Annotated in this window: 17 protein-coding genes; 7 read left to right on the forward strand and 10 right to left on the reverse strand. The window is 70.7% G+C overall.

The window, feature by feature from the left end:
* Positions 1-143: 143 nt before the first annotated feature.
* Positions 144-1,649, forward strand: coding sequence for an arabinosylfuranosidase ArfA (gene arfA, locus IE318_RS17310; protein WP_189901349.1), 1,506 nt, complete (start codon positions 144-146; stop codon positions 1,647-1,649).
* A 13-nt stretch (positions 1,650-1,662) separates the two neighbouring features.
* Here arfA and IE318_RS17315 read toward each other — a convergent pair whose 3' ends face one another.
* Complete coding sequence (locus IE318_RS17315) at positions 1,663-4,632, reverse strand: glycoside hydrolase family 35 protein (protein ID WP_189901351.1); 2,970 nt, start codon at positions 4,630-4,632, stop codon at positions 1,663-1,665.
* Between the two features lie 358 nt (positions 4,633-4,990).
* Between IE318_RS17315 and IE318_RS17320 the strand changes: the two genes are divergently transcribed.
* Both IE318_RS17320 and IE318_RS17325 read left to right on the forward strand, forming a co-directional pair.
* A complete protein-coding gene (locus IE318_RS17320; RefSeq protein ID WP_030173324.1) occupies positions 4,991-5,641 on the forward strand; it encodes a DUF4360 domain-containing protein in 651 nt (216 codons plus the stop codon).
* A gap of 41 nt (positions 5,642-5,682) precedes the next feature.
* Positions 5,683-7,167 (forward strand): hypothetical protein, encoded by a 1,485-nt coding sequence (locus tag IE318_RS17325; protein ID WP_189901353.1) that lies wholly within the window; start codon positions 5,683-5,685, stop codon positions 7,165-7,167.
* Positions 7,168-7,214: 47 nt separating this feature from the next.
* Here IE318_RS17325 and IE318_RS17330 read toward each other — a convergent pair whose 3' ends face one another.
* The 8 genes from IE318_RS17330 to IE318_RS17365 form a co-directional block, all read right to left on the reverse strand.
* On the reverse strand, positions 7,215-8,966 hold the full coding sequence (locus tag IE318_RS17330; RefSeq protein WP_189901356.1) for a pyridoxal phosphate-dependent aminotransferase: 1,752 nt from the start codon (positions 8,964-8,966) through the stop codon (positions 7,215-7,217).
* A gap of 111 nt (positions 8,967-9,077) precedes the next feature.
* Positions 9,078-10,241 carry an aldose epimerase family protein gene (locus IE318_RS17335; protein ID WP_189901358.1) on the reverse strand — a complete coding sequence of 388 codons (1,164 nt, stop codon included), beginning with the start codon at positions 10,239-10,241 and terminating at the stop codon, positions 9,078-9,080.
* A gap of 53 nt (positions 10,242-10,294) precedes the next feature.
* A complete protein-coding gene (mmsB, locus tag IE318_RS17340; RefSeq protein ID WP_189901360.1) occupies positions 10,295-11,539 on the reverse strand; it encodes a multiple monosaccharide ABC transporter permease in 1,245 nt (414 codons plus the stop codon).
* Entirely contained in the window at positions 11,536-13,086 is a 1,551-nt protein-coding gene (mmsA, locus tag IE318_RS17345; protein ID WP_189901362.1) for a multiple monosaccharide ABC transporter ATP-binding protein, read from the reverse strand. Before mmsA ends, mmsB begins: the two co-directional genes overlap by 4 nt.
* 42 nt (positions 13,087-13,128) lie before the next feature.
* The gene (gene chvE / locus IE318_RS17350) at positions 13,129-14,238 is read right to left on the reverse strand and encodes a multiple monosaccharide ABC transporter substrate-binding protein (RefSeq protein WP_189901363.1); all 1,110 of its coding nucleotides are present in this window, start codon (positions 14,236-14,238) and stop codon (positions 13,129-13,131) included.
* Positions 14,239-14,459: 221 nt separating this feature from the next.
* The gene (locus IE318_RS17355) at positions 14,460-15,428 is read right to left on the reverse strand and encodes a hypothetical protein (protein WP_030173346.1); all 969 of its coding nucleotides are present in this window, start codon (positions 15,426-15,428) and stop codon (positions 14,460-14,462) included.
* Positions 15,429-15,566: 138 nt separating this feature from the next.
* Positions 15,567-16,571: a zinc-dependent alcohol dehydrogenase gene (locus IE318_RS17360; protein WP_189901366.1), complete on the reverse strand. Its 1,005-nt coding sequence runs from the start codon at positions 16,569-16,571 to the stop codon at positions 15,567-15,569.
* A gap of 8 nt (positions 16,572-16,579) precedes the next feature.
* The gene (locus tag IE318_RS17365; RefSeq protein ID WP_189901368.1) at positions 16,580-17,743 is read right to left on the reverse strand and encodes a mandelate racemase/muconate lactonizing enzyme family protein; all 1,164 of its coding nucleotides are present in this window, start codon (positions 17,741-17,743) and stop codon (positions 16,580-16,582) included.
* 191 nt (positions 17,744-17,934) lie between these two features.
* Here IE318_RS17365 and IE318_RS17370 point away from each other — a divergent pair, with 191 nt between their 5' ends.
* Positions 17,935-18,732, forward strand: coding sequence for an SCO2400 family protein (locus tag IE318_RS17370; protein WP_189901370.1), 798 nt, complete (start codon positions 17,935-17,937; stop codon positions 18,730-18,732).
* Positions 18,733-18,826: 94 nt separating this feature from the next.
* Here IE318_RS17370 and IE318_RS17375 read toward each other — a convergent pair whose 3' ends face one another.
* Positions 18,827-19,270, reverse strand: a complete 444-nt coding sequence (locus IE318_RS17375; RefSeq protein WP_030173358.1) for a MarR family winged helix-turn-helix transcriptional regulator — start codon at positions 19,268-19,270, stop codon at positions 18,827-18,829.
* Positions 19,271-19,415: 145 nt separating this feature from the next.
* Here IE318_RS17375 and IE318_RS17380 point away from each other — a divergent pair, with 145 nt between their 5' ends.
* The 3 genes from IE318_RS17380 to IE318_RS44920 form a co-directional block, all read left to right on the forward strand.
* Complete coding sequence (locus IE318_RS17380) at positions 19,416-20,438, forward strand: NADP-dependent oxidoreductase (protein WP_030173363.1); 1,023 nt, start codon at positions 19,416-19,418, stop codon at positions 20,436-20,438.
* 138 nt (positions 20,439-20,576) lie between these two features.
* Entirely contained in the window at positions 20,577-20,996 is a 420-nt protein-coding gene (locus IE318_RS17385; protein ID WP_030173367.1) for an organic hydroperoxide resistance protein, read from the forward strand.
* Between the two features lie 109 nt (positions 20,997-21,105).
* A partial coding sequence (locus tag IE318_RS44920; protein ID WP_229903562.1) for an EI24 domain-containing protein occupies positions 21,106-21,682 on the forward strand: 577 nt, incomplete at its 3' end.

Consider the following 21,682-nt stretch of genomic DNA (forward strand, 5'->3'; position numbering starts at 1 on the left):
TACCACCACTACGACGCCGAGGACAACGGCACGGCCAAGCCGGGGCTGGACCGGCTGGTCCGGTCCAAGGACGGCCGGCCCACCCTCGAGTAGCCCCACAGCCCCACAGCCCCACAGCCCACCCTCTTCCTCGAAGGGAACCCATGCGCTCCGCCCGCTTCACCCTCGACCCCGCCTTCACCGTCGGCACGGTCGACCCCCGTCTCTTCGGCTCCTTCGTCGAACACCTCGGCCGCTGCGTCTACACCGGCATCTTCGAACCGGACCACCCCTCCGCCGACGCCTCCGGCCTGCGCACCGACGTACTGGAGCTGGTCCGCGAACTCGGCGTCACCGCCATCCGCTACCCCGGCGGCAACTTCGTCTCCGGCTACAAATGGGAGGACTCCGTCGGCCCCGTCGAGGAGCGGCCCCGCCGCCTCGACCTCGCCTGGCGCTCCACGGAGACCAACCGCTTCGGCCTGTCCGAGTACATCGCCTTCCTGAAGAAGATCGGCCCGCAGGCCGAGCCCATGATGGCCGTGAACCTCGGCACCCGAGGCGTCGCCGAGGCCCTGGAACTCCAGGAGTACGCCAACCACCCCTCCGGCACCGCGCTGTCGGACCTGCGCATCGCGCACGGCGACAAGGACGCCTTCGGCATCCGCCTGTGGTGCCTGGGCAACGAGATGGACGGCCCCTGGCAGACCGGCCACAAGACCGCCGCCGAGTACGGCCGCCTCGCCGCCGAGACCGCCCGCGCGATGCGCCAGATCGACCCGCACCTCGAACTCGTCGCCTGCGGCTCCTCCGGCCAGTCCATGGCCACCTTCGCCGAGTGGGAGGCCACCGTCCTGCAGGAGACGTACGACCTCGTCGACCACATCTCGCTGCACGCCTACTACGAGCCGCTCGACGGCGACATCGACTCCTTCCTCGCCTCCGCCGTCGACATGGAGTCCTTCATCGAGAACGTCGTCGCCACCTGCGACCACGTGGGCGCCCGGCTGAAGTCGAAGAAGAAGATCAACCTCTCCTTCGACGAGTGGAACGTCTGGTACATGTCCCGGACGGACGCCCAGGTCAGCGCGCTGGACTGGCCCGAGGCCCCCCGCCTGCTGGAGGACAACTACAGCGTCCTGGACGCCGTCGTCTTCGGCTCCCTGCTCATCGCCCTGCTCCGGCACGCCGACCGCGTCACCGTCGCCTGCCTGGCCCAGCTCGTCAACGTCATCGCCCCGATCATGACCGAGCCGGGCGGCCCGGCCTGGCGGCAGACCACGTTCTTCCCGTTCGCGCAGGCCTCGAAGTACGGCCGCGGCCAGGTCCTCGACGTGCGCGTGGACTCGCCGACGTACCCGACGGGCAAGTACGGCGATACGGACCTGCTGCACGCCACCGCGGTCCGCGCCGAGGACGGCACGGTGACCGTCTTCGCGGTCAACCGCTCCCGCACCGAACCCCTGCCCCTGGAGGTCGCTCTGGCCGGCCTGAACCTGTCCAGGGTCGTCGAGCACAGCGCCCTCGCGGACGCCGACCCCGACGCCCGCAACACCCTCACCGACCCCGAGCGCGTCACCCCGCACCCGGTCGAGGGCGCCACCCTCACCGACGGCACGCTGACCGCGACCCTGGAACCGCTGTCCTGGAACGTGATCCGCCTCGCCTGACAGCCCTCGGGCCTCAGCGGCCGGGGGAGGGCACCGGTGTCACCGGCACTCCTCCGGCCGCGCTGCCCAGCAGCGTCAGCCGCACCTGCCCCGGACCCGACAGCGTGGTCCGCTCCGACAGCACGGCCAGGGCCAGGGTGTTGGTGCCCCGAGTGCGCAGAATGCCGTTGGGCAGGACGAAGGTGTGCTGAGGGCCGACGTCGTTGATGTACTGGCCCATGTTCCAGCCGTTCAGGAAGATCTGCGCCCGCCAGGCCCGGTTCGGGTCGTCGTCCAGGGTGAGTCCCACCGACGCGTCCACGCCCGGGGCCACCGCCAGCTCGAAGGTGGTCCGGTACCAGGTCACCCCCTGCCGCCGCGCGGCCCGCGGGAAGGCGACCGGCTCCCAGTCGCCGTCCGGGAAGCCGGGCAGGTGCCAGCCCTCCCGCTCCCCGTACAGGCCGCCGTTGTTCAGCGGCCCGCGCACGGGGTCGGGTGCGGTCCCGCCCTGGACGCGCCACCGCACCCGGGGCGAGCCCCCGGTGAAGGTGACCGCGGTCAGCCCGCGTGCCGCCTTGTGCGTGTCCTGGGCCTTGCCGTCCTGGTCGTGCGCCATCCGCCGCACCAGCACCGACAGCACGTGCCGGCCGCCGGTGCGCAACCGCCGCGGCACCGGGAGGACGGCCGTGTCCGTCCACGTGCCCCGGCGGATCGTGTCGCCGTCCGGCACCGGCATCCGGTGCGAGCCCAAAGGCTCCCCGTCCAGCCACGCCATCAGCAGCCCCTGTGTGCCGGTGCTGTGGGCGAGGGAGACCGACTCGATGCCGGTGGCGTCCGTGAAGGTGCCCCGGTACCAGACGTCCCCGTAGTGGAAGCCGTAGTCGTCGGCGAACAGCACCGGCTGCCCCGCGGGGACGGCGGTGGTGCTGTGCGAGGCGGCCTTGTCGGCGACCTGCCAGGCCGTGTCGTCGAAGTCCGGCCCGGCCTCCGGGTTCTCCGTGCGCATCCGCCAGCCGCCGAGCGCGGGCAGCTCCACCTTCGGCACACCGGCCAGCGGGGCGACGGCGCGCAGGCTGCCCGAGCCGGTCGCACTCGTGCGCACCGCCCGGCCGTTCCACGTCACGGTGTCGATGCCCCGCGGACCCCACACCTCCAGGTCGGTCGCCTCCACCGTGTCACCGGTCAGATGGACGGTGGAGCCGGACAGGACGGCGGTGCGCAGCAGCTTCGGGCCGTACACCAGCAGGGGCCCGGACGGGGTGTCGTAGGGCCACAGGCGCAGGGAGGTCGTCTCGTCGGCGAAGAGCAGCAGCAGCGGCCGGTCGACCCCGTCGCCGCCCTCCACCCGGGCCCCGATCAGCCCGCCCGCGCCCAGCGGGACGGTCACCCGCAGCAGACCCCGGTCGTAGACGTACGCGGCCTGCTGGCTCAGCCGGCTGACCAGCGGCTCCTCGGCGCACTCGACGACCACCCGCGCCATGTCGCCGCGCCGTCCGCAGAACACGGCGACGTCCTGCCGCCCGGCGGCCTGGAACAGCATCGGCTGCGCGGTGGCGTACCGCAGCCTGCGCTGCCCCAGCGACAGTCCGGCCACCAGCAGCCGGGCGTCCCGGCCCGGCACGGTCACCGGGAGGTCCTCGCCGCCGGCGCGCAGTGTGGACGACACCTCCTTGTCGCCGTCGTTGCGCAGCACGTAGACGTGCGCGTCCGTGTCCGGGTTCTTCAGGTGGTACGTGGTCAGCCCGGCCGCCTCGACGTCCGGCGCCCGGTCCAGCTTGGCGAAGTCCGGGACGCGCTGGAGCATGTGCCCGATCTGGTGCATCGGCACCAGTTTGTCGGTGGGCTGCCGTCCCTCGGTGAAGGCGGCCCCGTAGTCGTAGGACGTGTAGACGACCGGCGCGGGCAGCCAGCCCCAGGAGGTGCCGCCGAAGGCCATGTAGGTGTTGTGCAGGGTGATGCCGTTGGCGAGGTTGGTCAGGTAGAAGCGCCGTTCGTACGCCGCGTCCCGGGTGCGCCGGGACCCCTCGTAGCCCTCGCCCTTGAACCAGTACCCGCCCCACGGGTCGAACCAGCCGGCTCCGAACTCCGGCACGAACCCGGGCGTACGGGGACTGGCGGTGGTCCCGCCCGTCGCCCCGCCCGTGCCGAACCTCCCCCAGTCGGGCGGGGTCTTCGACGGCGAGGGATACCCGTCGAACCCGTACAGCCACCGCCCCTTCTCCCCGCCGGTGTCGAAGGTGCCCGGGGTCCAGTAGCCGTTTCTGCTCTTGTCGTTGTGGAAGAGGGGGACGTCGATGCCGTCGGCGCGCACCTTCTTGTACAGATGGGACATGTAGGCGCGGCCGGTGGCGTCATGGACGTACGAGTCGTACTCGTTCTCGATCTGGTAGAGCAGGACCGTGCCACGCCCCCGGGTGAACAGGTGCCGGGCGGCGATGGAGTCGACGTGGGTCAGCCACTCGTCGACGTGCTTCAGGTACGTCGGATCGGCGGTCCGCGCCCTGCCTTCGGTGGTGGTGAGCCAGCCGGGGAAGCCGCCGCCGTCGATCTCGGCGTTGATGTAGGGGCCGGGACGCAGGACGACGTACAGCCCGGTCTCGGCGGCCGTGCGCAGGAAGAGGTCCAGGTCCCGGACCCCGGTGAAGTCGTACCGGCCGGGGGCGGGGGAGTGGTAGTTCCAGGACACGTAGATGCTGACGGCGTTGTGACCGTGGGCGCGCATCTTCTGCAGGACGTCCCGCCACAGCGAGGGGCTGGGCAGCCGGAAGGGGTGCATCTCGCCGGACCACAGCACCAGCCGCCTGCCGTCCACCAGCAGCGAGTAGTGGTCGAACCCGACGGTGTGGCGCCGCCCGTCGACGCTCGGCGCCGGCGGCGGCGGACCCGTGGGCACCTCGCGCGCCGCGTAGGCCGACAACGCCCCCGTACCGCCGCTGCCGCCCAGGGCCAGACCGAGCGCGGCGGTGCCGGCGAGGGCGCTGAATGTACGTCTGCTGAGCGCCAAAGCTGTGCCTCCCGGGCGGATCTTACGGCGTGCGGTGGCGCCATTCTCCATGGCCCCGGAGGCCACATCGGACCCAGGAGGATCCCGGTCGGGCGGATTACGTGGTACGGGCGGCTTGCGAACCGGTCGTTCGAAATCCGTGATTGGCCGGAGAGCGACCTTATCGCCCCGCCGAGCGCTGCGTACGATGCGACCGCTCCCGGCCTTCACAGGGCATCCATGATTCCTTCACGGACGGGGAGCATGCGTGCGCGGGCTTGGCATGAACATGTCTATTCCGGCAGGCACAGGCACAGGCACAGGCACAGACGCACGGACGCAAGGCGCCGACAACCCCCCACCGAACGGATGGAGAACCATGGCTGGCGGACTGCTCCTGAGCAGTGCGATCGCCGCGCTCCTGACCACCGCGCTTCCCGCGCACCCGTCGTCCCCGGTGGTGACCGACCCGCCCCCGGACAAGATCGTCATCGACGTCGCCACGGTGAACGGCTCGGGCTGCCCCCAGGGCACCGCCGCCGTCGCCGTCGCCCCGGACAACACCGCCTTCACCGTCACCTACAGCGACTACCTCGCCCAGGCGGGCGGCAACTCCGACCCCACCGCCTTCCGCAAGAACTGCCAGCTCAACCTGATCGTCCACGTCCCGCAGGGCTTCACCTACGCCATCGCGAGCGCCGACTACCGGGGCTTCCTCTCCCTCCAGCCCGGCGCGACCGGCACCCAGCGGGCCTCGTACTACTTCCAGGGCTCGTCGAGCACGGCGTTCAGAACCCACCCGTTCAACGGCCCGTACAACGACGACTGGCAGGCCACCGACAGCACCGACTGGGCCCAACTGGTCTGGTCCCCCTGCGGCGTGCTGCGCAACTTCAACATCAACACCGAGCTGCGCGTGAACGCCGGCACCTCGGCGCCCGGCAAGGTCAGCTTCATGACCATGGACTCGACGGACGGCGACATCAGCACGGTGTACCACCTGGCGTGGAAGGAGTGCCCGAAGTCCTGACCGAGGGCAACCACCGCGTGCTCCACGCCGTCTGAAGTCACATGGGTGCTCTGTGGGCGAACCGTGAACGGCGGCGCTACGCGGTCATGGCGTGCGCCACGGTCCTGGTGGTGGCCGTGGTGTGCGCCGTGGCCCTGATCACGCGCGGGAGCGGAAAGGCGGGCGGGGCGGCCGGGACACGGGCACCGGGCACCGCGGCCAGGACCGTATGGACGCCCGACCCCCACGGGACGACCGCGGCCACCGGGACCGGCAAGGCGGTGCTGGGGCTCCGCTTCGCCCTGAACGTCTTCTACCTGCCGCGCTACAGCCCGCCCGCCGGGGCCCCGTTCGCGCCCGAGTACACCATCGACCTCAAGTCGCTCCCGGCCTCGCCCGGCCAGAGCCCGACGCCCGTCAGGGACGTGCGCGTCTCCCTCGATCTCTCCGCCTTCAAGGGCAAGGCGGACATCTACGACGTGAACAAGGGATACGGCTGCGTCCGCACGGACTTCCACCTGGACTGCGCGCTGGGGGGCATCGAGCAGGGAGCGATCTTCGTCCCCTTCCGTGCCAAGCCGAAGCCCGACACGGCCCGCGGCCCCGCCGGCTCGCTGAAGATGACCGTGCGCAGCGCCAACGCGCCCACCCTCCGGCACACCACCCGCCTGATCGTCGGCTCTCCGTACCTCACCGCCCGGCAGGACTACCCCAGGCTCACGGGAGTGCGCCCCGGCGGCGAGATCCGGCTCACCCCGGCCTTCGGCAACAAGGGGGACACCGCCGTCGACGGCGGCCTGACCCTGCTGATCTCGACCCGCGATGCCACCCTGCCGCTCCGGTACGGCAACTGCCGCTACAACAAGGCGACCGGCGCCACCTTCGCCTGGTGCGACCTTCCCGGGCCGCTGCCCGCCGGGGCGGCGTACGAGACCGACGGCCCGGTCACCGCCGTCGCCGACGCCGAGGCACGCACCGGCGAGATGCGCTTCTCCGTGTGGCGCACCGTCGACGGCGACTACCTGTCGCGGCTGCCCGCGTCCGCCCCGCGCGGCAGCGGGGCTCCACTGCGGCTGCGGCCCGTCGACGGCAGCGCGTTCACCGGTGTGGACCTGCGGCGCAGCGAGTCCGCCGGAGCGGGGCTGTCGTTCGAGACGACGCAGAAGTACGACGTGGAGGCCGTCGGCTTCACCATCAAGGGCAAGGTCGGCCAGGTGCTCGACGTCACCGTCCCGTACCCGCTGGGCGAGGGATGGACCCCGCGAGGCCGGTCGGGCAGTTTCTGGGTGACCCTGCCCCAGGGCGTCACCGTGATCGACGTGCCCCCCGAGTCCCACTCCGGCGACATCCCCTACTGCTCCCCGGACCCGGACAAGGAGGGCCGCGCCGTCTGCTCCGGCCCGGAGCCGCCCGGCACGGTGATGCGCGTCCGCATCGACAAGCGCGTCGAGGGGGCGCGCGGCAGCGTCACGTTCCACTCCGACCCGTCCGTCGACCCGGACCAGCGGAACAACACCGCGCCGGTGAAGGTGGAGTACGGCCCCTGAGCCGACGGCTTCCCAGGAGCCCGAGACACTCGGGTTCCTAGGGGTGTCTAGCCCGCCTGCCCCATCCCGGCCGCGTCCGGCCAATTCTGGCCGTTCGGCCGGCTCTGCGCGCCGGGCCAGCCGGTCGCGGGCGCGGGGGCAAGGCCGGGGGCGGCGGCCGGGGCCGTCATACCGCGCACCTGGGCGGCGGTCAGGCCGCCCCGGGCCGGGACACCGGGCGGGGTCGGACCGGCCGCCGCCGGGGCCGGGAACGGTGTGGCGGCGAGAAACGGCGTGGCGGCGGGAAACGGTGTGGCGGTGGGGACCGGCATGGAGGCGACCGCCGGGGCCGGTGCGGGGAAGGGCGCGGGGACCGGTGCCGGGGCGGGGACGGGGGTCGGCGTGGGCATCGGCGCCGGTGCGGGAGCGGCCGGCAGCGGAGCCGCCGGCAGTGGCTGCCGGCCCGGTGCGACCTGGGCTGCCGCCGGCATCGGCATCCCGTCGCCCGGCCCCGCCGCGGGTGCGGCGGGCACGGCGGCGGGGAGCGGCATGCCGGTGCCGACGGCCGGGACGGGACCGGCGGCGGCCTGAGCGGCGAGCCGCGCACCGGACCCGTTGGTCTGGCTCATCAGCCGGTCCACCGCCGCCGTACCCGAGCTGTAGCCGGTCCCGGTGGCCTGCTCGGGTACGGCGGCTCCCCTCCTGGTCCCGTAGAGCACCTGTTCAAGGGCGGACACCAGGCGACGCACGTCCACCTCGGGGCGCACCACGAGCCGCAGGAAGCGGCTGGAGGAGCCGATCTTGTTGCCGCACTCGCGGACCAGGATCCGGTGCTCGGCGAGCAGCCGGTCGCGGACCACGGTCCCCTCGGCACCCACGGGAAGGCGTACGAAGAGGAAGTTGCCCTGGGACGGGTACACCGTCAGACCGGGCAGCGTGGAGAGGTGGCCGGCCATCTCCAGACGGTCGCGGCGCACCTGCTGAAGACTCTGCCGGTACTCGGCGCCGTGCTCCTTCAGCATGAAGACGACGTGTTCGGCGAAGGAGTTGAGGTTCCACTTGGGCAGCATGGCGCGGACGCGGCCGGCCAGGGCGGGGTTGGCCACCAGGTAGCCGAAGCGGATGCCGTGCAGTCCGAAGTTCTTGCCGAGGCTGCGTAGGACGATCACGTTGGGGCGCAGCATCGCCTCCTGGACGACGCTCGGCTCGGCCTCGGCGTCGGCGAACTCCAGGAAGGACTCGTCGATCACCACCAGGTCCAGGTCGGCCATGGCGTCCATGAACTGCACCAGTGCCTGCTTGTGCAGGAAGCCGCCGTCGGGGTTGTTCGGGTTGCAGACGACCGCGACCCGGGTGCCGCGCCTGCGGATGAACTCGGCGTACTGCGCCAGGTCCAGGGCGAAGCCGCCGGCCTCCTGGAGCGGGAACATGTCGACCCGCTTGCCGGTCTCCATCGGCTGGTCGGTCCAGCGGCCGAAGGTGGGGACGGGGACGGCGAGGGACTCGCGGACCAGGAGGTGGTCGATCCAGGTGATCAGCTCGGTGGAGCCGTTGCCCATGGCCACGCACTGCGGGGGCAGTTGGAGCAGGTCGCACAGTTCGGCCGTGATCGTCTCGGCGCCGCTCGGGTAGTACGTGAGGATCTCGCGCAGCCCGGCCGCCATCTCCTGGAACATGGCGGGCGTGGGGAAGTACGGGTTGCACGGGATGCAGAAGTCGACCGGGCCGCCCTCCCCGTCGCCGCCCACCCGCGTCAGCGCCGCCATCGAGGGGCTGTGCGCCGACGGGCCGCGGAAGAGCGAGGTGACGTTGCCGGCCAAGGGAACCTCCGTCCGTGGGTGGCCCGTGCGGGGGAGCACGGGCCGCCCTTACATACGGTGGTCCTGGTGGTGCCGTTCAACCGAGGTGGTACGCGGGTGACTTGACCCTGGTCAGGCGTCGAACGAGTGGATGGTCGTCGACCGGTACGTCTGGCCCGGCCGGAGCACGGTCGAGGGGAACGACGGCTGGTTCGGCGAGTCCGGGAAGTGCTGGGTCTCCAGGCACAGGCCGTCGCTCTGTCGGTAGGTGTGCCCGGACGGGCCGGTGAGCGTGCCGTCGAGGAAGTTGCCGGAGTAGAACTGCACGCCGGGCTGGTCGGTGGAGATCTTCAGGGTGCGGCCGGACTCCGGGTCGCGCAGGGTGGCGACGTGCACCGGCGCCGCGGTCACGCCCTTGTCGAGGACGAAGTTGTGGTCGAAGCCCTTGGCGGTGACCAGCTGCGGGTGGCCGATGCGGATGTCCCGGCCGATCGGCTTGGCCCGGGTGAAGTCGAACGGGGTGCCCTTGACCCCGGCCAGTTCGCCGGTGGGGATCAGGCCCGAGTCGGTGGGGGTGTAGCGGCCCGCGGCGAGCCAGAGTTCGTGGTCGTAGATGCTGCCGCTGCCTTCGCCCGCGAGGTTGTAGTACGTGTGGTTGGTGAGGTTGACGACCGTCGGCTTGTCGGTGGTGGCCTCGTAGTCGATCCTCCAGTCGCCGTGCCGGTCCAGGGTGAAGGTGACCTTCGTCCTCAGCGTGCCCGGGTAGCCCATCTCGCCGTCGACGCTCGTGTAGTACAGGTGCAGGCCGACCTCGGAGCCGGAGGTGAAGGGCTCGACGTCCCACACCTTGGTGTTGAAGCCCTGCGCGCCGCCGTGCAGGCTGTTCTCGCCGTCGTTGACGGAGAGCTGGTAGGTCTTGCCGTCCAGGGTGAAGCGGCCCTTGGCGATGCGGTTGCCGTAGCGGCCGATGGTGGCACCGAAGAAGGTGGTGCCCTTGACGTACGCCTCCAGGTTGTCGTAGCCGAGGGAGACGTTGGTGTACCGACCGTGGCGGTCCGGGATCTCCAGCGACTGGATGATGCCGCCGTAGGAGAGGACCTTCAGCCGGGTGCCGCCGTTCGCCAGCGACCAGCGGTAGACCTTCGTGCCGTCGGCGAGCTTGCCGAAGAGCTCCTTCACCGGCCTGCCCACTCCGGAGTTGCGGTCGGCGGCCTGGGCGGTGCCCGAGCCGAGGGTGGTGGCGGCCATCCCCGCCGCCGCTGCTCCTGCGATGACCGTTCGTCTGTTCAGTTCCATCTGCTGCTCCCGTAAGAGGAAGGGCCCCGCCGTCCCGCGGGGCCCGAGCTGACTCACGAACCGGACTTGCGCTTGTTCCACACGTCGAACCCGACCGCCGCCAGCAGGGCCAGACCCTTGATGACCTGCTGCCAGTCGGTGCCGACGCTGAGGAGGTTCATGCCGTTGTTCAGCACGCCGAGGACGAGACCGCCGACGATTGCGCCGAGCACGGTGCCGACACCGCCGCTCATCGAGGCGCCACCGATGAACGACGAGGCGATCGCCTCGAGCTCGAAGTTGACGCCCGCCTTCGGCGAGGCCGCGTTCAGACGGGCGGCGACCACCAGACCCGCCAGGGCCGCGAGCACGCCCATGTTCAGGAACACCTGGAAGGTGACCCGCTTGTCCTTCACGCCGGACAGCTTCGCGGCCGGCAGGTTGCCGCCGATCGCGTAGATGTGGCGACCGAAGACCGCGTTGCGCATGACGTAGCCGTAGCCGACCACCAGGACACCGAGGACGATGAGGATGATCGGCGCGCCCTTGTAACTCGCCAGCAGCAGCGTGACGGAGAGGACGGCGGCGACCAGCGCGACGAGCTTCAGCGCGAACGCCTTCGCGGGCAGCACGTCGAGCGCGAACTCCTGCTGCCGGCGCCGGTCACGCACCTCCTGCCACACCACGGAGGCGAGGAGGACGAGACCCAGCAGCACCGTCAGGTTGTGGTAGTTGGTGTTCGGGCCGACCTCCGGCAGGAAGCCGTTGCCGAGCTTCTGCAGACCGCCCGGGAACGGGCCGACGGTCTGACCCTTGAGCACGATCTCCGTGAGGCCGCGGAAGAGCAGCATCCCGGCGAGCGTGACGATGAACGACGGTATGCCGAAGTAGGCGATGAGATAGCCCTGTATCGCGCCCGCGACCGCACCCGTCAGCAGGCAGATCGCCGTGGCGAGGGGCCAGGCCACATGGTGGTTCACCGTCAGTACGGCCGCCGTCGCGCCGACGAACGCCGTGAGCGAGCCGACCGACAGGTCGATGTGTCCCGCGATGATGACCAGCATCATGCCGATCGCGAGGATCAGGATGTAGCTGTTCTGCAGGACCAGGTTGGAGACGTTGCGCGGCAGCAGCAGGTCCCCGCCCGTCCAGATCTGGAAGAGGACGACGATCAGGCCGAGCGCGATCAGCATGCCGTACTGCCGCATGTTGCGGCGCAGACCGCCCAGTATCAGCTGGAGCAGGCCCTCGTCGCTGGCCGATCCGCTTTTGCCCGGCGGCGCGGGGGCCGGGGTCTTGGCGGTCACATCCGTGCTCATCGGGTTACCTCTTTGTCCTTCGTCATCTGGCGCATCAGCGATTCCTGCGAGGCCTCGGCCCGCGAGAACTCGCCGGTCAGCCGCCCCGCGGCCATGGTGTAGATGCGGTCGCACATGCCGAGCAGCTCCGGCAGCTCGGAGGAGATGAAGACGACCGCCTTGCCCTGCGCGGCCAGTTGGTCGATGACCGTGTAGATCTCGTACTTGGCGCCCACGTCGATGCCGCGCGTGGGCTCGTCCAGGATCAGCACGTCCGGACCCGCGAAGATCCACTTGCTGAGGACGACCTTCTGCTGGTTGCCGCCGGACAGCTTGCCCACCGGCTCGAAGACGGTCGGCGCCTTGATGTTCATGGACTTCCGGAAGCGCTCGGCGACCTGCCGCTCCTCGTGCTCGTCCACCACGCCCCGCTTGGCGACCTTCTTCAGCGCGGTCAGCGAGACGTTGCGGTTGATGGTGTCGATGAGGTTGAGGCCGTAGTGCTTGCGGTCCTCGGTGACGTAGGCGATGCCGTGCTGGATGGCGTCGGCGACGGTCCTGGTACGGATCTCGGTGCCGTCCTTCAGGACGGTGCCACCCGCGTACCGGCCGTAGGAGCGGCCGAAGACGCTCATCGCCAGTTCCGTACGGCCCGCGCCCATCAGGCCCGCGATGCCGACGATCTCCCCACGCCGCACCTGGATCGACACGTCGTCGACCACCTTGCGCTGCTGGTCGATCGGGTGGTGCACGGTCCAGCCACGGATCTCCAGGGCGGGGGCCGCCCCCTCCTCCGGTTCGTGCGGGGTGCGCTCGGGGAACCGGTGGTCGAGGTCGCGGCCGACCATGCCGCTGATGATCCGGTCCTCGGTCGTCTCCTTCGACTTCACGTCGAGCGTCTCGATGGAGCGCCCGTCGCGGATGATCGTCACCGAGTCGGCGACCCGGCGGATCTCGTTCAGCTTGTGGGAGATGATGATCGATGTGATGCCCTGGTTCTTCAGCTCCAGGATCAGGTCGAGGAGTTTGCCGCTGTCCTCGTCGTTGAGCGCCGCCGTCGGCTCGTCCAGGATGAGCAGCTTCACCTTCTTCGACAGCGCCTTGGCGATCTCCACGAGCTGCTGCTTGCCCACACCGATGTCGGCGACGCGGGTCTCCGGGTGGTCGGTCAGACCGACCCGGCGCAGCAGCTCGGTGGCGTGCCTCAGAGTCTCGCTCCAGTCGATGAAGCCGCGGCTGGCGTGCTCATTGCCGAGGAAGATGTTCTCCGCGATGGAGAGGTACGGCACCAGCGCGAGCTCCTGGTGGATGATCACGATGCCGTGTTGCTCGCTGGCACGGATGTCCTTGAACTCGCAGACCTCACCCTCGAAGAGGATCTCTCCGTCGTAGGTGCCGTGCGGATGGACGCCGGAGAGCACCTTCATCAGGGTGGACTTGCCGGCGCCGTTCTCCCCGCAGATGGCGTGGACCTCGCCCTGCCGTACCGTCAGAGTGACGTCCGACAGCGCCTTGACACCGGGAAAGGTCTTGACGATCGAGCGCATTTCCAGGACGGGTCCCGCCATGGTTGTGCCTTCCAATCAGTGTGGGTCGGTCGGTTGGCGGGATTACTTGAGCTGGGCGTCGGTGTAGTAGCCGCCCTTGACCAGGACATCCTCGTAGTTGCTCTTGTCGACGCTCACCGGCTGCAGCAGGTAGGCGGGGACGACCTTGGTGCCGTTGTTGTACGACTTGGTGTCGTTGACCTCCGGCTTCTTGCCCTTGAGCACGTCGTCGACCATGGTGGTGGCGACCTCGGCGAGCTTGCGGAGGTCCTTGTAGATCGTCTGCGTCTGCTCACCCGCGATGATCGACTTCACCGAGGCGACCTCGGCGTCCTGGCCGGTGATGACCGGCAGCGGCTTGCTCTTGGAGCCGTAGCCGTCCGACTTCAGCGCGGCGAGGATGCCGATGGAGATGCCGTCGTAAGGCGAGAGCACGGCGTCGACCTTGCCGCTCGTGTACTTGGAGGTGAGGATGTCCTCCATGCGCTTCTGTGCGGTGGCGCCGTCCCAGCGCAGGGTGGTGACCTTGGTCAGCTCGGTCTGCCCGGACTTGACGACCAGCTGCTTCTTGTCGATGTACGGCTGGAGCACGCTCATCGCGCCGTTGAAGAAGTAGCGGGTGTTGTTGTCGTCGTTGGAGCCGGCGAACAGCTCGATGTTGAACGGGCCCTTCTTGCCGCTGTCCAGGCCGAGCTTGTGCACGATGTACGTGCCCTGCAGCTTGCCGACCTTCTCGTTGTCGAACGAGGCGTAGTAGTCGACGTTCTTGGTGCCGAGGATCAGGCGGTCGTAGGAGATGACCGGGATGTGGGCGTCCGCGGCCTCCTGGAGCACGTTGTTCAGGGACTTGTTGTCGATGGCCGCGATGATCAGGCCCTTGACGCCCTGGGTGATCAGGTTCTCGATCTGGGAGACCTGGGTGTCCGGGTCGTCCTCGCCGTAGACGAGCTTCGTCTTGTAGCCCTTGGCCTTGAGGTCCTTCACGACGTTGGCTCCGTCGGCGATCCAGCGCTCGGAGGACTTGGTCGGCATCGCGATGCCGATGGTGGCGCCCTTGGCGTCGCCCGACTTCTCCTTGCTGCCACCCTCGCCGCTCTGGCCACAGGCGGAGAGTGTCAGGGCGAGCGAGGCGGCGGTGGCCATCGCGGCGAGTGCGGCTCTGCGGTTGCGCATGGTCATCATCCTTGGTGTGTGGCGGGGTCGGTCGGGTGGTGCGAGGGCCGTGCGGGGCGCTGCGCCTAGGTGGTGCCCGGGGTGGTGCTCGGCGTGGTCCTGCGGTGATGCGTCGGGATGGTGCCTACGGACGTGTGGGGCGGAGCACTGGTGGACCGGGAACGGTTGTGTGGGATTGTGCGCGGACGTGTGGTGTTCTGTGAAGCTGGTTTTCCGGAACGTTATGCCGGTGTTTCGAACCGGCGCAGCGCGCCCGGCAGTCGGGAGCCCAGCGGCGCCATGTCCCCCGTGGCGCCGTGGCGTTCGAGCAGATCCAGCGCGAGCCGGCCGCGGCGCACCCGCTCCCGGGCGGTGGCCAGGGTGACCTCGCGCAGCTGGTGGCCGTACGGGTAGATCCCGGGCGCCTTGGACAGGCCGAACTTCAGATACAGCGGCGCCCCGCGCCGGATCAGCTCGGCCACCTCGTACATCCGGACATAGCCGCCCAGATCGTCCGGCGCCTCGATGTACATGTCCATCGGGGCGGCCGACACCCGCCGGATCTCGGTGAGGTGATCGAGCGTCAGGTCGCTGGGCACGTTGACGGAGTCGGCGCCCAGGTGCTCGTAGACGGCGTAGGAGGCCGGGTTCACCGGGCCGATCAGCGCGGACACCTTGAGCGTGGTGTCGGCGGGGAGGATGCCCGCCGTGCGCGCCCGGTGCAGCGTCCACAGCACACCCTCGTCGGCGACCAGCAGGCACTTGACGCCCAGCTCCGTCGCCCGTACGGCGTCCTCGACGCACCCGGCGACCGCGTCGTGGCCGCGGGCGCGCAGCCCGGCGCCCCGCGAGTCCGAGCGCACCGAGGCGCCCGTGTCCCAGGTGCCGCGGGGGCCGGTGAACAGGCAGAGCTCGATGTCGCGTTCGGCGGTCGCCTCGACCATCTCGGTGATCTCGTCGTCGGTGAGCATCCACACGCCGCTGCCCTGGCTGATCCGGTGGATCGGGACGTCGAGCCGTGCGGACTCCTTCAGGACCACCGCCAGCGCCTCGGGACCCTCGCACGAGGGGATCTCGGTGCGCCAGCGGCCGCCGCCGGGGAAGGTGTGCGGCGAGGCGTCGGCGGGGTCGAGGGCGGGGGCGCCCAGGCCGAGCGCGGTGAGCAGCTGCTCACCGGGCCTGCGGGCTGCCGTGGCGGAAGCGTCGGTCACAAGCTGTCCTTCGGGTTCGCCGGGCCACTCGTTCGATATGTCGAACGAAGTTCGTGGCCCGGGGTATGAAAAGAGGGGTGGGGTGCGCCGGTCACGGCGTGTTGCTGCGTGTCAGGTCGCGCCGTGACCGGCGCACGACTAGGGGCGGAGCAGGACCTTGCCCACCTTCGGATCGCCGGCCCCGACCAGCTCGATGGCCTGGGAGAACTCGGTGAGCGGGAGTTCATGCGTGACCAGCGGCAGCGGATCGAGCAGCCCGGCCGCGAACACCCGTACCGTGTGCGCCCAGGCGGCGGGCGGCGCCCCGAACACCGTGTGCACCTCCAGCTGCCGCACCACCAGGTCGGTCGGGTCGAGCCCCTCGGCGCCCGGCGCCGGGATGCCCGTCAGCACCAGCCGTCCGCCCCGCTTCAGCAGCGCGGCGGCCGTGCGGGCGGCGTCCGCGGACCCGGCGGTCTCGACGACCACGTCGAAGCCGCCCGGCAGGTCCTCGTCCTTGGTGCGGAAGTCCGTGGCGCCGAACCGCCGGGACAGCGCCTCCCGGTCCCGCCGCGTGCCGACCACCAGCAACTGGGCCGGAGAGACGGCCCGCAGGAACTGCACGGCGAACATCCCGAGCGTCCCGGTGCCCACCACCGCGACCCGCTCACCGGGACGGACGTCCGCCTTCAGCGCGGCGGCGGCGATACAGGCGGCCGGCTCCAGCAGCGCCGCGGCGGTGAGGTCGGCGTCCTCCGGCAGCACGTGCAGCAGCCGGGCCGGCAGCGTCAGCGTGGCCGCCATCGCCCCCGGCTGGGTGAAACCGGTCTCCTCGTACCCCGCGCCGCACAGGGTCGTCTCGCCCGCGTGGCAGTGGTCGCAGACCTGGCAGTTGCGAAAGCCCTCGCCGACCACCCTGCGGCCCACCAGGTCCCCCGGCACCCCCGCGCCGACCGCGCGCACGGTTCCGGACCACTCGTGGCCGGGCGTGAGCGGGTAACGGACGTACCCCTCGGGCCGGTTGCCCTGGTACACCTCGCGGTCGCTGCCGCAGATCCCCACGGCGTGCACGGCGACCAGGGCCTCGCCCGGACCCGGCTCGCGCGGGGTGTGCTCGGCGAGCCGGTGCACGCCCGGCGCCTCCACGACGACGGCGGTGCTCACGGCCGTGCTCACTTCGTGGCCTTGGGCTTGCGCTGCTCCCAGCCCTCGGCCCACAGGTCGAACCGGGCCTGCTGCTGCGGGAACTCGGCGGCCGCGTCCACGTCCAGCTCCACGCCCAGACCCGGCGCGTCGGAGAGGTGGAAGCAACCGTCCTCCGGGTCGACCTGCGGGGCGCCCTTGACCACCTTCTTGATCTCCGCGTCGGCGAAGTCGTTGAAGTGCTCCAGGATCTTGAAGTTGGGGGAGGTGAAGCCCACCTGGAGGGAGGCCGCGGTCAGCACGGACCCGCCCACGTTGTGCGGGGCGACGAGCATGTAGTGGGTCTCGGCGGTCGCGGCGAGCTTCCGCGTCTCCCAGATGCCCCCGATGTGGCCGACGTCCGGCTGGATGATGTCGACGGCCTGGCTGTCGAACAGCTCCCGGAACTCGATCCGGTCGTGGATGCGCTCGCCCGTGGCGACCGGGATGTCCACCTTGGCGGCGACCTTCTCCAGCGCCTTCAGGTTCTCCGGCGGCACCGGCTCCTCCAGCCAGGCCGGCTTGAAGGGGGCCAGCTCCTTGGCCAGCCGCACGGCGGTGGCGGGGGAGAAGCGGCCGTGCATCTCCAGCATCAGCTCGGCCTCGGGCCCGATGGCGTCGCGCACGGCCTCGATCAGCGAGACGGCGTACAGGGTCTGCTCGTGGTCGAGTTCGAAGTGCCCGGTGCCGAACGGGTCGATCTTCAGCGCCCGGTACCCGCGCTCCATCACCCCCTGGGCGGCCTTGTGGTAGGCCTCCGGCGTCCGCTCGGTGGTGTACCACCCGTTGGCGTACGCCTTGACCTTGTCCGTGACCTTCCCGCCCAGCAGCTGCCACACCGGTACGCCCAGGGCCTTGCCCTTGATGTCCCAGCAGGCCATCTCCACGACGGCGATGCCCGACATGACGATCTCGCCGGCGCGCCCGTAGTCGCCGTACTTCATCCTGCGGACCAGGTCCTCGACAGCGAACGGGTCGGATCCGAGAATGTGGTTGGTCTCGGCCTCCCGCAGATAGCCGATCAGCGCGTCGGTGTGACCCAGCATCCGGGTCTCGCCGACCCCCGTGATCCCCTCGTCGGTGTGCACCTGGACGTAGGTCAGGTTGCGCCACGGCGTTCCGACCACGTGTGTGCTGATTCCGGTGATGCGCACGGCGGTTGCCTCTCGCTGTTCGATATTTCGTCACCCGTTCGAAATGCTGGCGTGACAGTAAGGACGCGCGGTGGGGAGTGTCAATGGGTCCGACACGTAACGGTTTAGGCAAGCCTTTCGACGCTTCCCCACGGAACCTTCACAGCGATGCCTAGGAACGCGACGCGCGCGGAATCTAGTCTTCCCGCGTCATGAACTACTGCCACCCGTGCCGACGCCATCTCAACGGCGCGCTCACCTGCCCCGGCTGCGGCGCTTCGGCCGCAGCGCTCCAGGAGTACGCGGACGCTGCGCCGGCCGAACCCCTGGAACCCCTCGAGGAGGAGCGGGAGTTCGAGGACGGCGCGGGTGACGGCGGGGACGGCCCCGAGGAACCCCGGGGCCGGGTGGATCGGCGCCGGGGCCGTGGGCGCGGGCGCGGTACGCCCGAGGGGGACCGGCAGGGCCCCGTGGCGAGCCGCCGCGACCGCAAGGCCGCCGCCCATCGCAGGCGCCGCCGCCGGACCCTGCTGATCGGCGCCGGTTTCGTCCTGGCGGCGGGCGGCCTGAGCCTGGCCGAACTGGGCACGGACGCCCCGATCCTGCCGGGCTTCTCCAGCCCGGAGCCGGCCGCCGCGGGCGACGAGGCGGCCGACGGCGGCACGGCGAGCCCCGGCGCGTCCGGGGCGGCCCGGCCGCCGGGCGGCATCCCCGGCGGCAGCACGACCGCGCACAAGGCCTCGGCCACGACTTCGGTGTCCCCGTCGGCCTCCGCAAAGGACAAGAAACCGAAACCGGACGAGAGCGCCTCGGGATCCTCCGCACCTTCGGCACCGGCGTCGACGGGCACGGGGACAGGCTCGGGCACGAGCGGCGGCTCCTCCGGTACGACCGCGGCGCCGCCCCGCCCGAGCAGCACCCCCACAAGCCAACCGGCGCCCTCGGCTCCAGCACCCACCCCGACCCCGACACACACGAAGTGCGAACGCTTCCTGTGGTGGTGCACGTGACGTAGCTGCGGGCGGCACCCCGCAAGCGCGGGCAGGCACCCCCGCCCCACGCCGGCTGCAACTCAGGTCAGCTGCTGCAGCGACGCCCGCTCACTCAAGCTCCCTCACCCAGCATCCGCCGCAACAGATCCCGCAACACCAACCGCTCCCCCTCGCTCAGCCCGGCCAACGGCTCCCGCGCGAACCGCAGCCCCTCCCGCAGTTCCCGTGCCACCCGCCGCCCCTCCTCCGTCGCCGCCGCCAGCTTCACCCGCCGGTCCGCCGGATCGGGCCGCCGCTCCGCCAGCCCCCGCGCCTCCAGCCGGTCCACGATCCCCGTCACGTTCGACGGCTCGCACTTCAGCTTCTGCGCCAGCTTCCGCATCGGCAGCGGCTCCAGCGACAGCAGACTCAGCAGCCGCGCCTGCGCGCCGGTCAGCGCGTGCTCCCCGGCGGCGTCCTCGTAGTCCTCGTAGAACCGGGCCACGACGTCGCCGATGAGCTCGACGACCTCCTGGGTCAGCGCATCGGGGCGGTGTGTCTTCGATGGAGTGGCCATGGCATCCAGAGTACCCACTTACTTGACATCCTGAAATATTCAGGCGCATGGTTGTTTCAGGTACTGAAGTATTTTGGGCGTCACACCCCGCCAGGACCGCACCAGACCCGCCAGGAACCGCACCGCACCGACGAGAGGCGCCACCGTGTCCGACACCCCCACACTCCCCGCCGTCAGCCGTGAATGGCACCTGCTCAGCCGCCCGGTCGGCTGGCCGAAGCCCGAGGACTTCGCCCTGGTCGAGGCCCCGCTCCCGCAGCCGGGCGAGGGTCAGATCCTGGTACGGAACGAGTACCTCTCCGTCGACCCGTACATGCGCGGCCGGATGAGTGCGGCGAAGTCCTACGTGGCGCCGTACGAGCTGAACAAGCCCATGCAGGGCGGCGCGGTCGGCCGGATCGTCGCCTCGCGCGCCGAGGGCTTCGCCGTCGGCGACCACGTCCTGCACTTCGGCGGCTGGCGCGAGTACGCCGCCGTGGACGCCCGGCACACGGTCAAGGTCGACCCGGAGGCCGCGCCCCTGTCGACGTACCTCGGTGTGCTCGGCATGACCGGGCTGACCGCCTACGCGGGCCTGCTGCGCACCGCCTCCTTCAAGGAGGGCGACGTCGTGTTCGTCTCCGGCGCGGCCGGCGCGGTCGGCAGCCAGGTCGGGCAGCTCGCCAGGCTCAAGGGCGCCTCGCGCGTGATCGGCTCCGCCGGCTCCGACGAGAAGGTGAAGCTGCTCCTGGAGGAGTACGGCTTCGACGCCGCCTTCAACTACAAGAGCGGCCCGGTGAGCGAGCAGCTGCGCGCCGCCGCCCCCGACGGCATCGACGTCTACTTCGACAACGTCGGCGGCGACCACCTGGAGGCCGCCATCGGCTCCCTGAACCAGGGTGGCCGCATCGCGATCTGCGGCATGATCTCGGTCTACAACGCCACCGAGCCCGCCCCCGGCCCGAGGAACCTGGCCCGGCTGATCCAGACCCGCGGCCGCATCGAGGGCTTCCTCGTCGGCGACCACTACGACCTTCAGCCGGAGTTCGTGCGGGAGGTCGGCCCGTGGGTCCGCTCGGGCGAGCTGAAGTACCGCGAGACCGTCGTCGAGGGCGTCGAGAACACCCTGGAGGCCTTCCTGGGTGTGCTGCGCGGCGACAACACCGGAAAGATGATCGTCAAGCTCTGACCGGCGGACCGGCGGACCGGCGGACCGGCTCCCCGGTGACGGGCCTTCACTGAATTTCCGGCATGCGGTAACTTCTTTCCGGAATCCGCCGTCGATCGTGGGCGCGAGTCGTGGCGGACCGAGGAGGAAGACAACCGCATGCCCATTCAGCAGTCCGACGTCCTGTACACCGCCGTGGCCACCGCCGAGGGCGGCCGCGACGGCCGTGTCGCCACCGACGACGGCAAGATCGACGTCGTCGTGAACCCGCCCAAGGAGATGGGCGGCAGCGGCACCGGCACCAACCCCGAGCAGCTGTTCGCCGCCGGCTACAGCGCCTGCTTCCAGGGCGCCCTGGGCGTCGTCGCCCGCCAGGAGGGCGCCGACATCTCCGGCTCGACCGTCACCGCGAAGGTCGGCATCGGCAGGAACGAGGACGGTTTCGGGATCATCGTCGAGATCTCGGCCGACATCCCCGGCGTCGACGCTGCCACCGCGAAGGCCCTGGTCGAGAAGGCCCACCAGGTCTGCCCGTACTCGAAGGCGACGCGCGGCAACATCACGGTCACGCTGGCCTGAGCGGGGCCGGCCGCCCGGCGACGGGCCCCTCGCCAGGCCCTGTCGTCAAACTCCCGTCGTCCGCCCGAAGGGCAGACGGGAGTTTGACGACAGGACCTAGAGTGGGCCCATGCGTGATCTTGGGGTGGGTTTCGGTCATCTCCTGAAGGGCCAGCGCTGGGTGGCCCGGCACGGGAGGTCGTTCGACCTGGGCCTGCTGCCCGGTCTGATCACCCTCGTCCTGTACGCCGCGGCCCTGGTCGCGCTCGCGATCTGGGGCGAGGACGCCGTCGCCTGGGCCACCCCGTTCGCCGACGGCTGGCCGAGTCCCTGGCCGGGGCTGTTCCGCGGCTTCCTCACCGCCGCGCTGTTCGTCCTCGGCCTGCTGCTCGCCGTGGTCACCTTCACCGCGGTCACCCTGCTGATCGGCCAGCCGTTCTACGAGATCCTGTCCGAGCAGGTCGACCGGGACGTGTCCCCGGACGGCACGGCACCCGAGTCCGCGCTGCCGCTCTGGCGGGAGCTGTGGATCTCGGCCCGCGACAGCCTCCGCGTGCTCGTCCGGGCCGCGGTGTGGGGCGTGCTGCTCTTCGCCCTGGGCTTCCTGCCGATCGTCGGCCAGACGGTCGTGCCCGTGATCGGCTTCTTCGTCACGGGCTTCTTCCTCACCGAGGAGCTGGCGGCCGTCGCCCTCCAGCGCCGCGGCC

This window comes from Streptomyces spiralis (genome assembly GCF_014654675.1).
Taxonomy (GTDB): Bacteria; Actinomycetota; Actinomycetes; order Streptomycetales; family Streptomycetaceae; genus Streptomyces; species Streptomyces spiralis.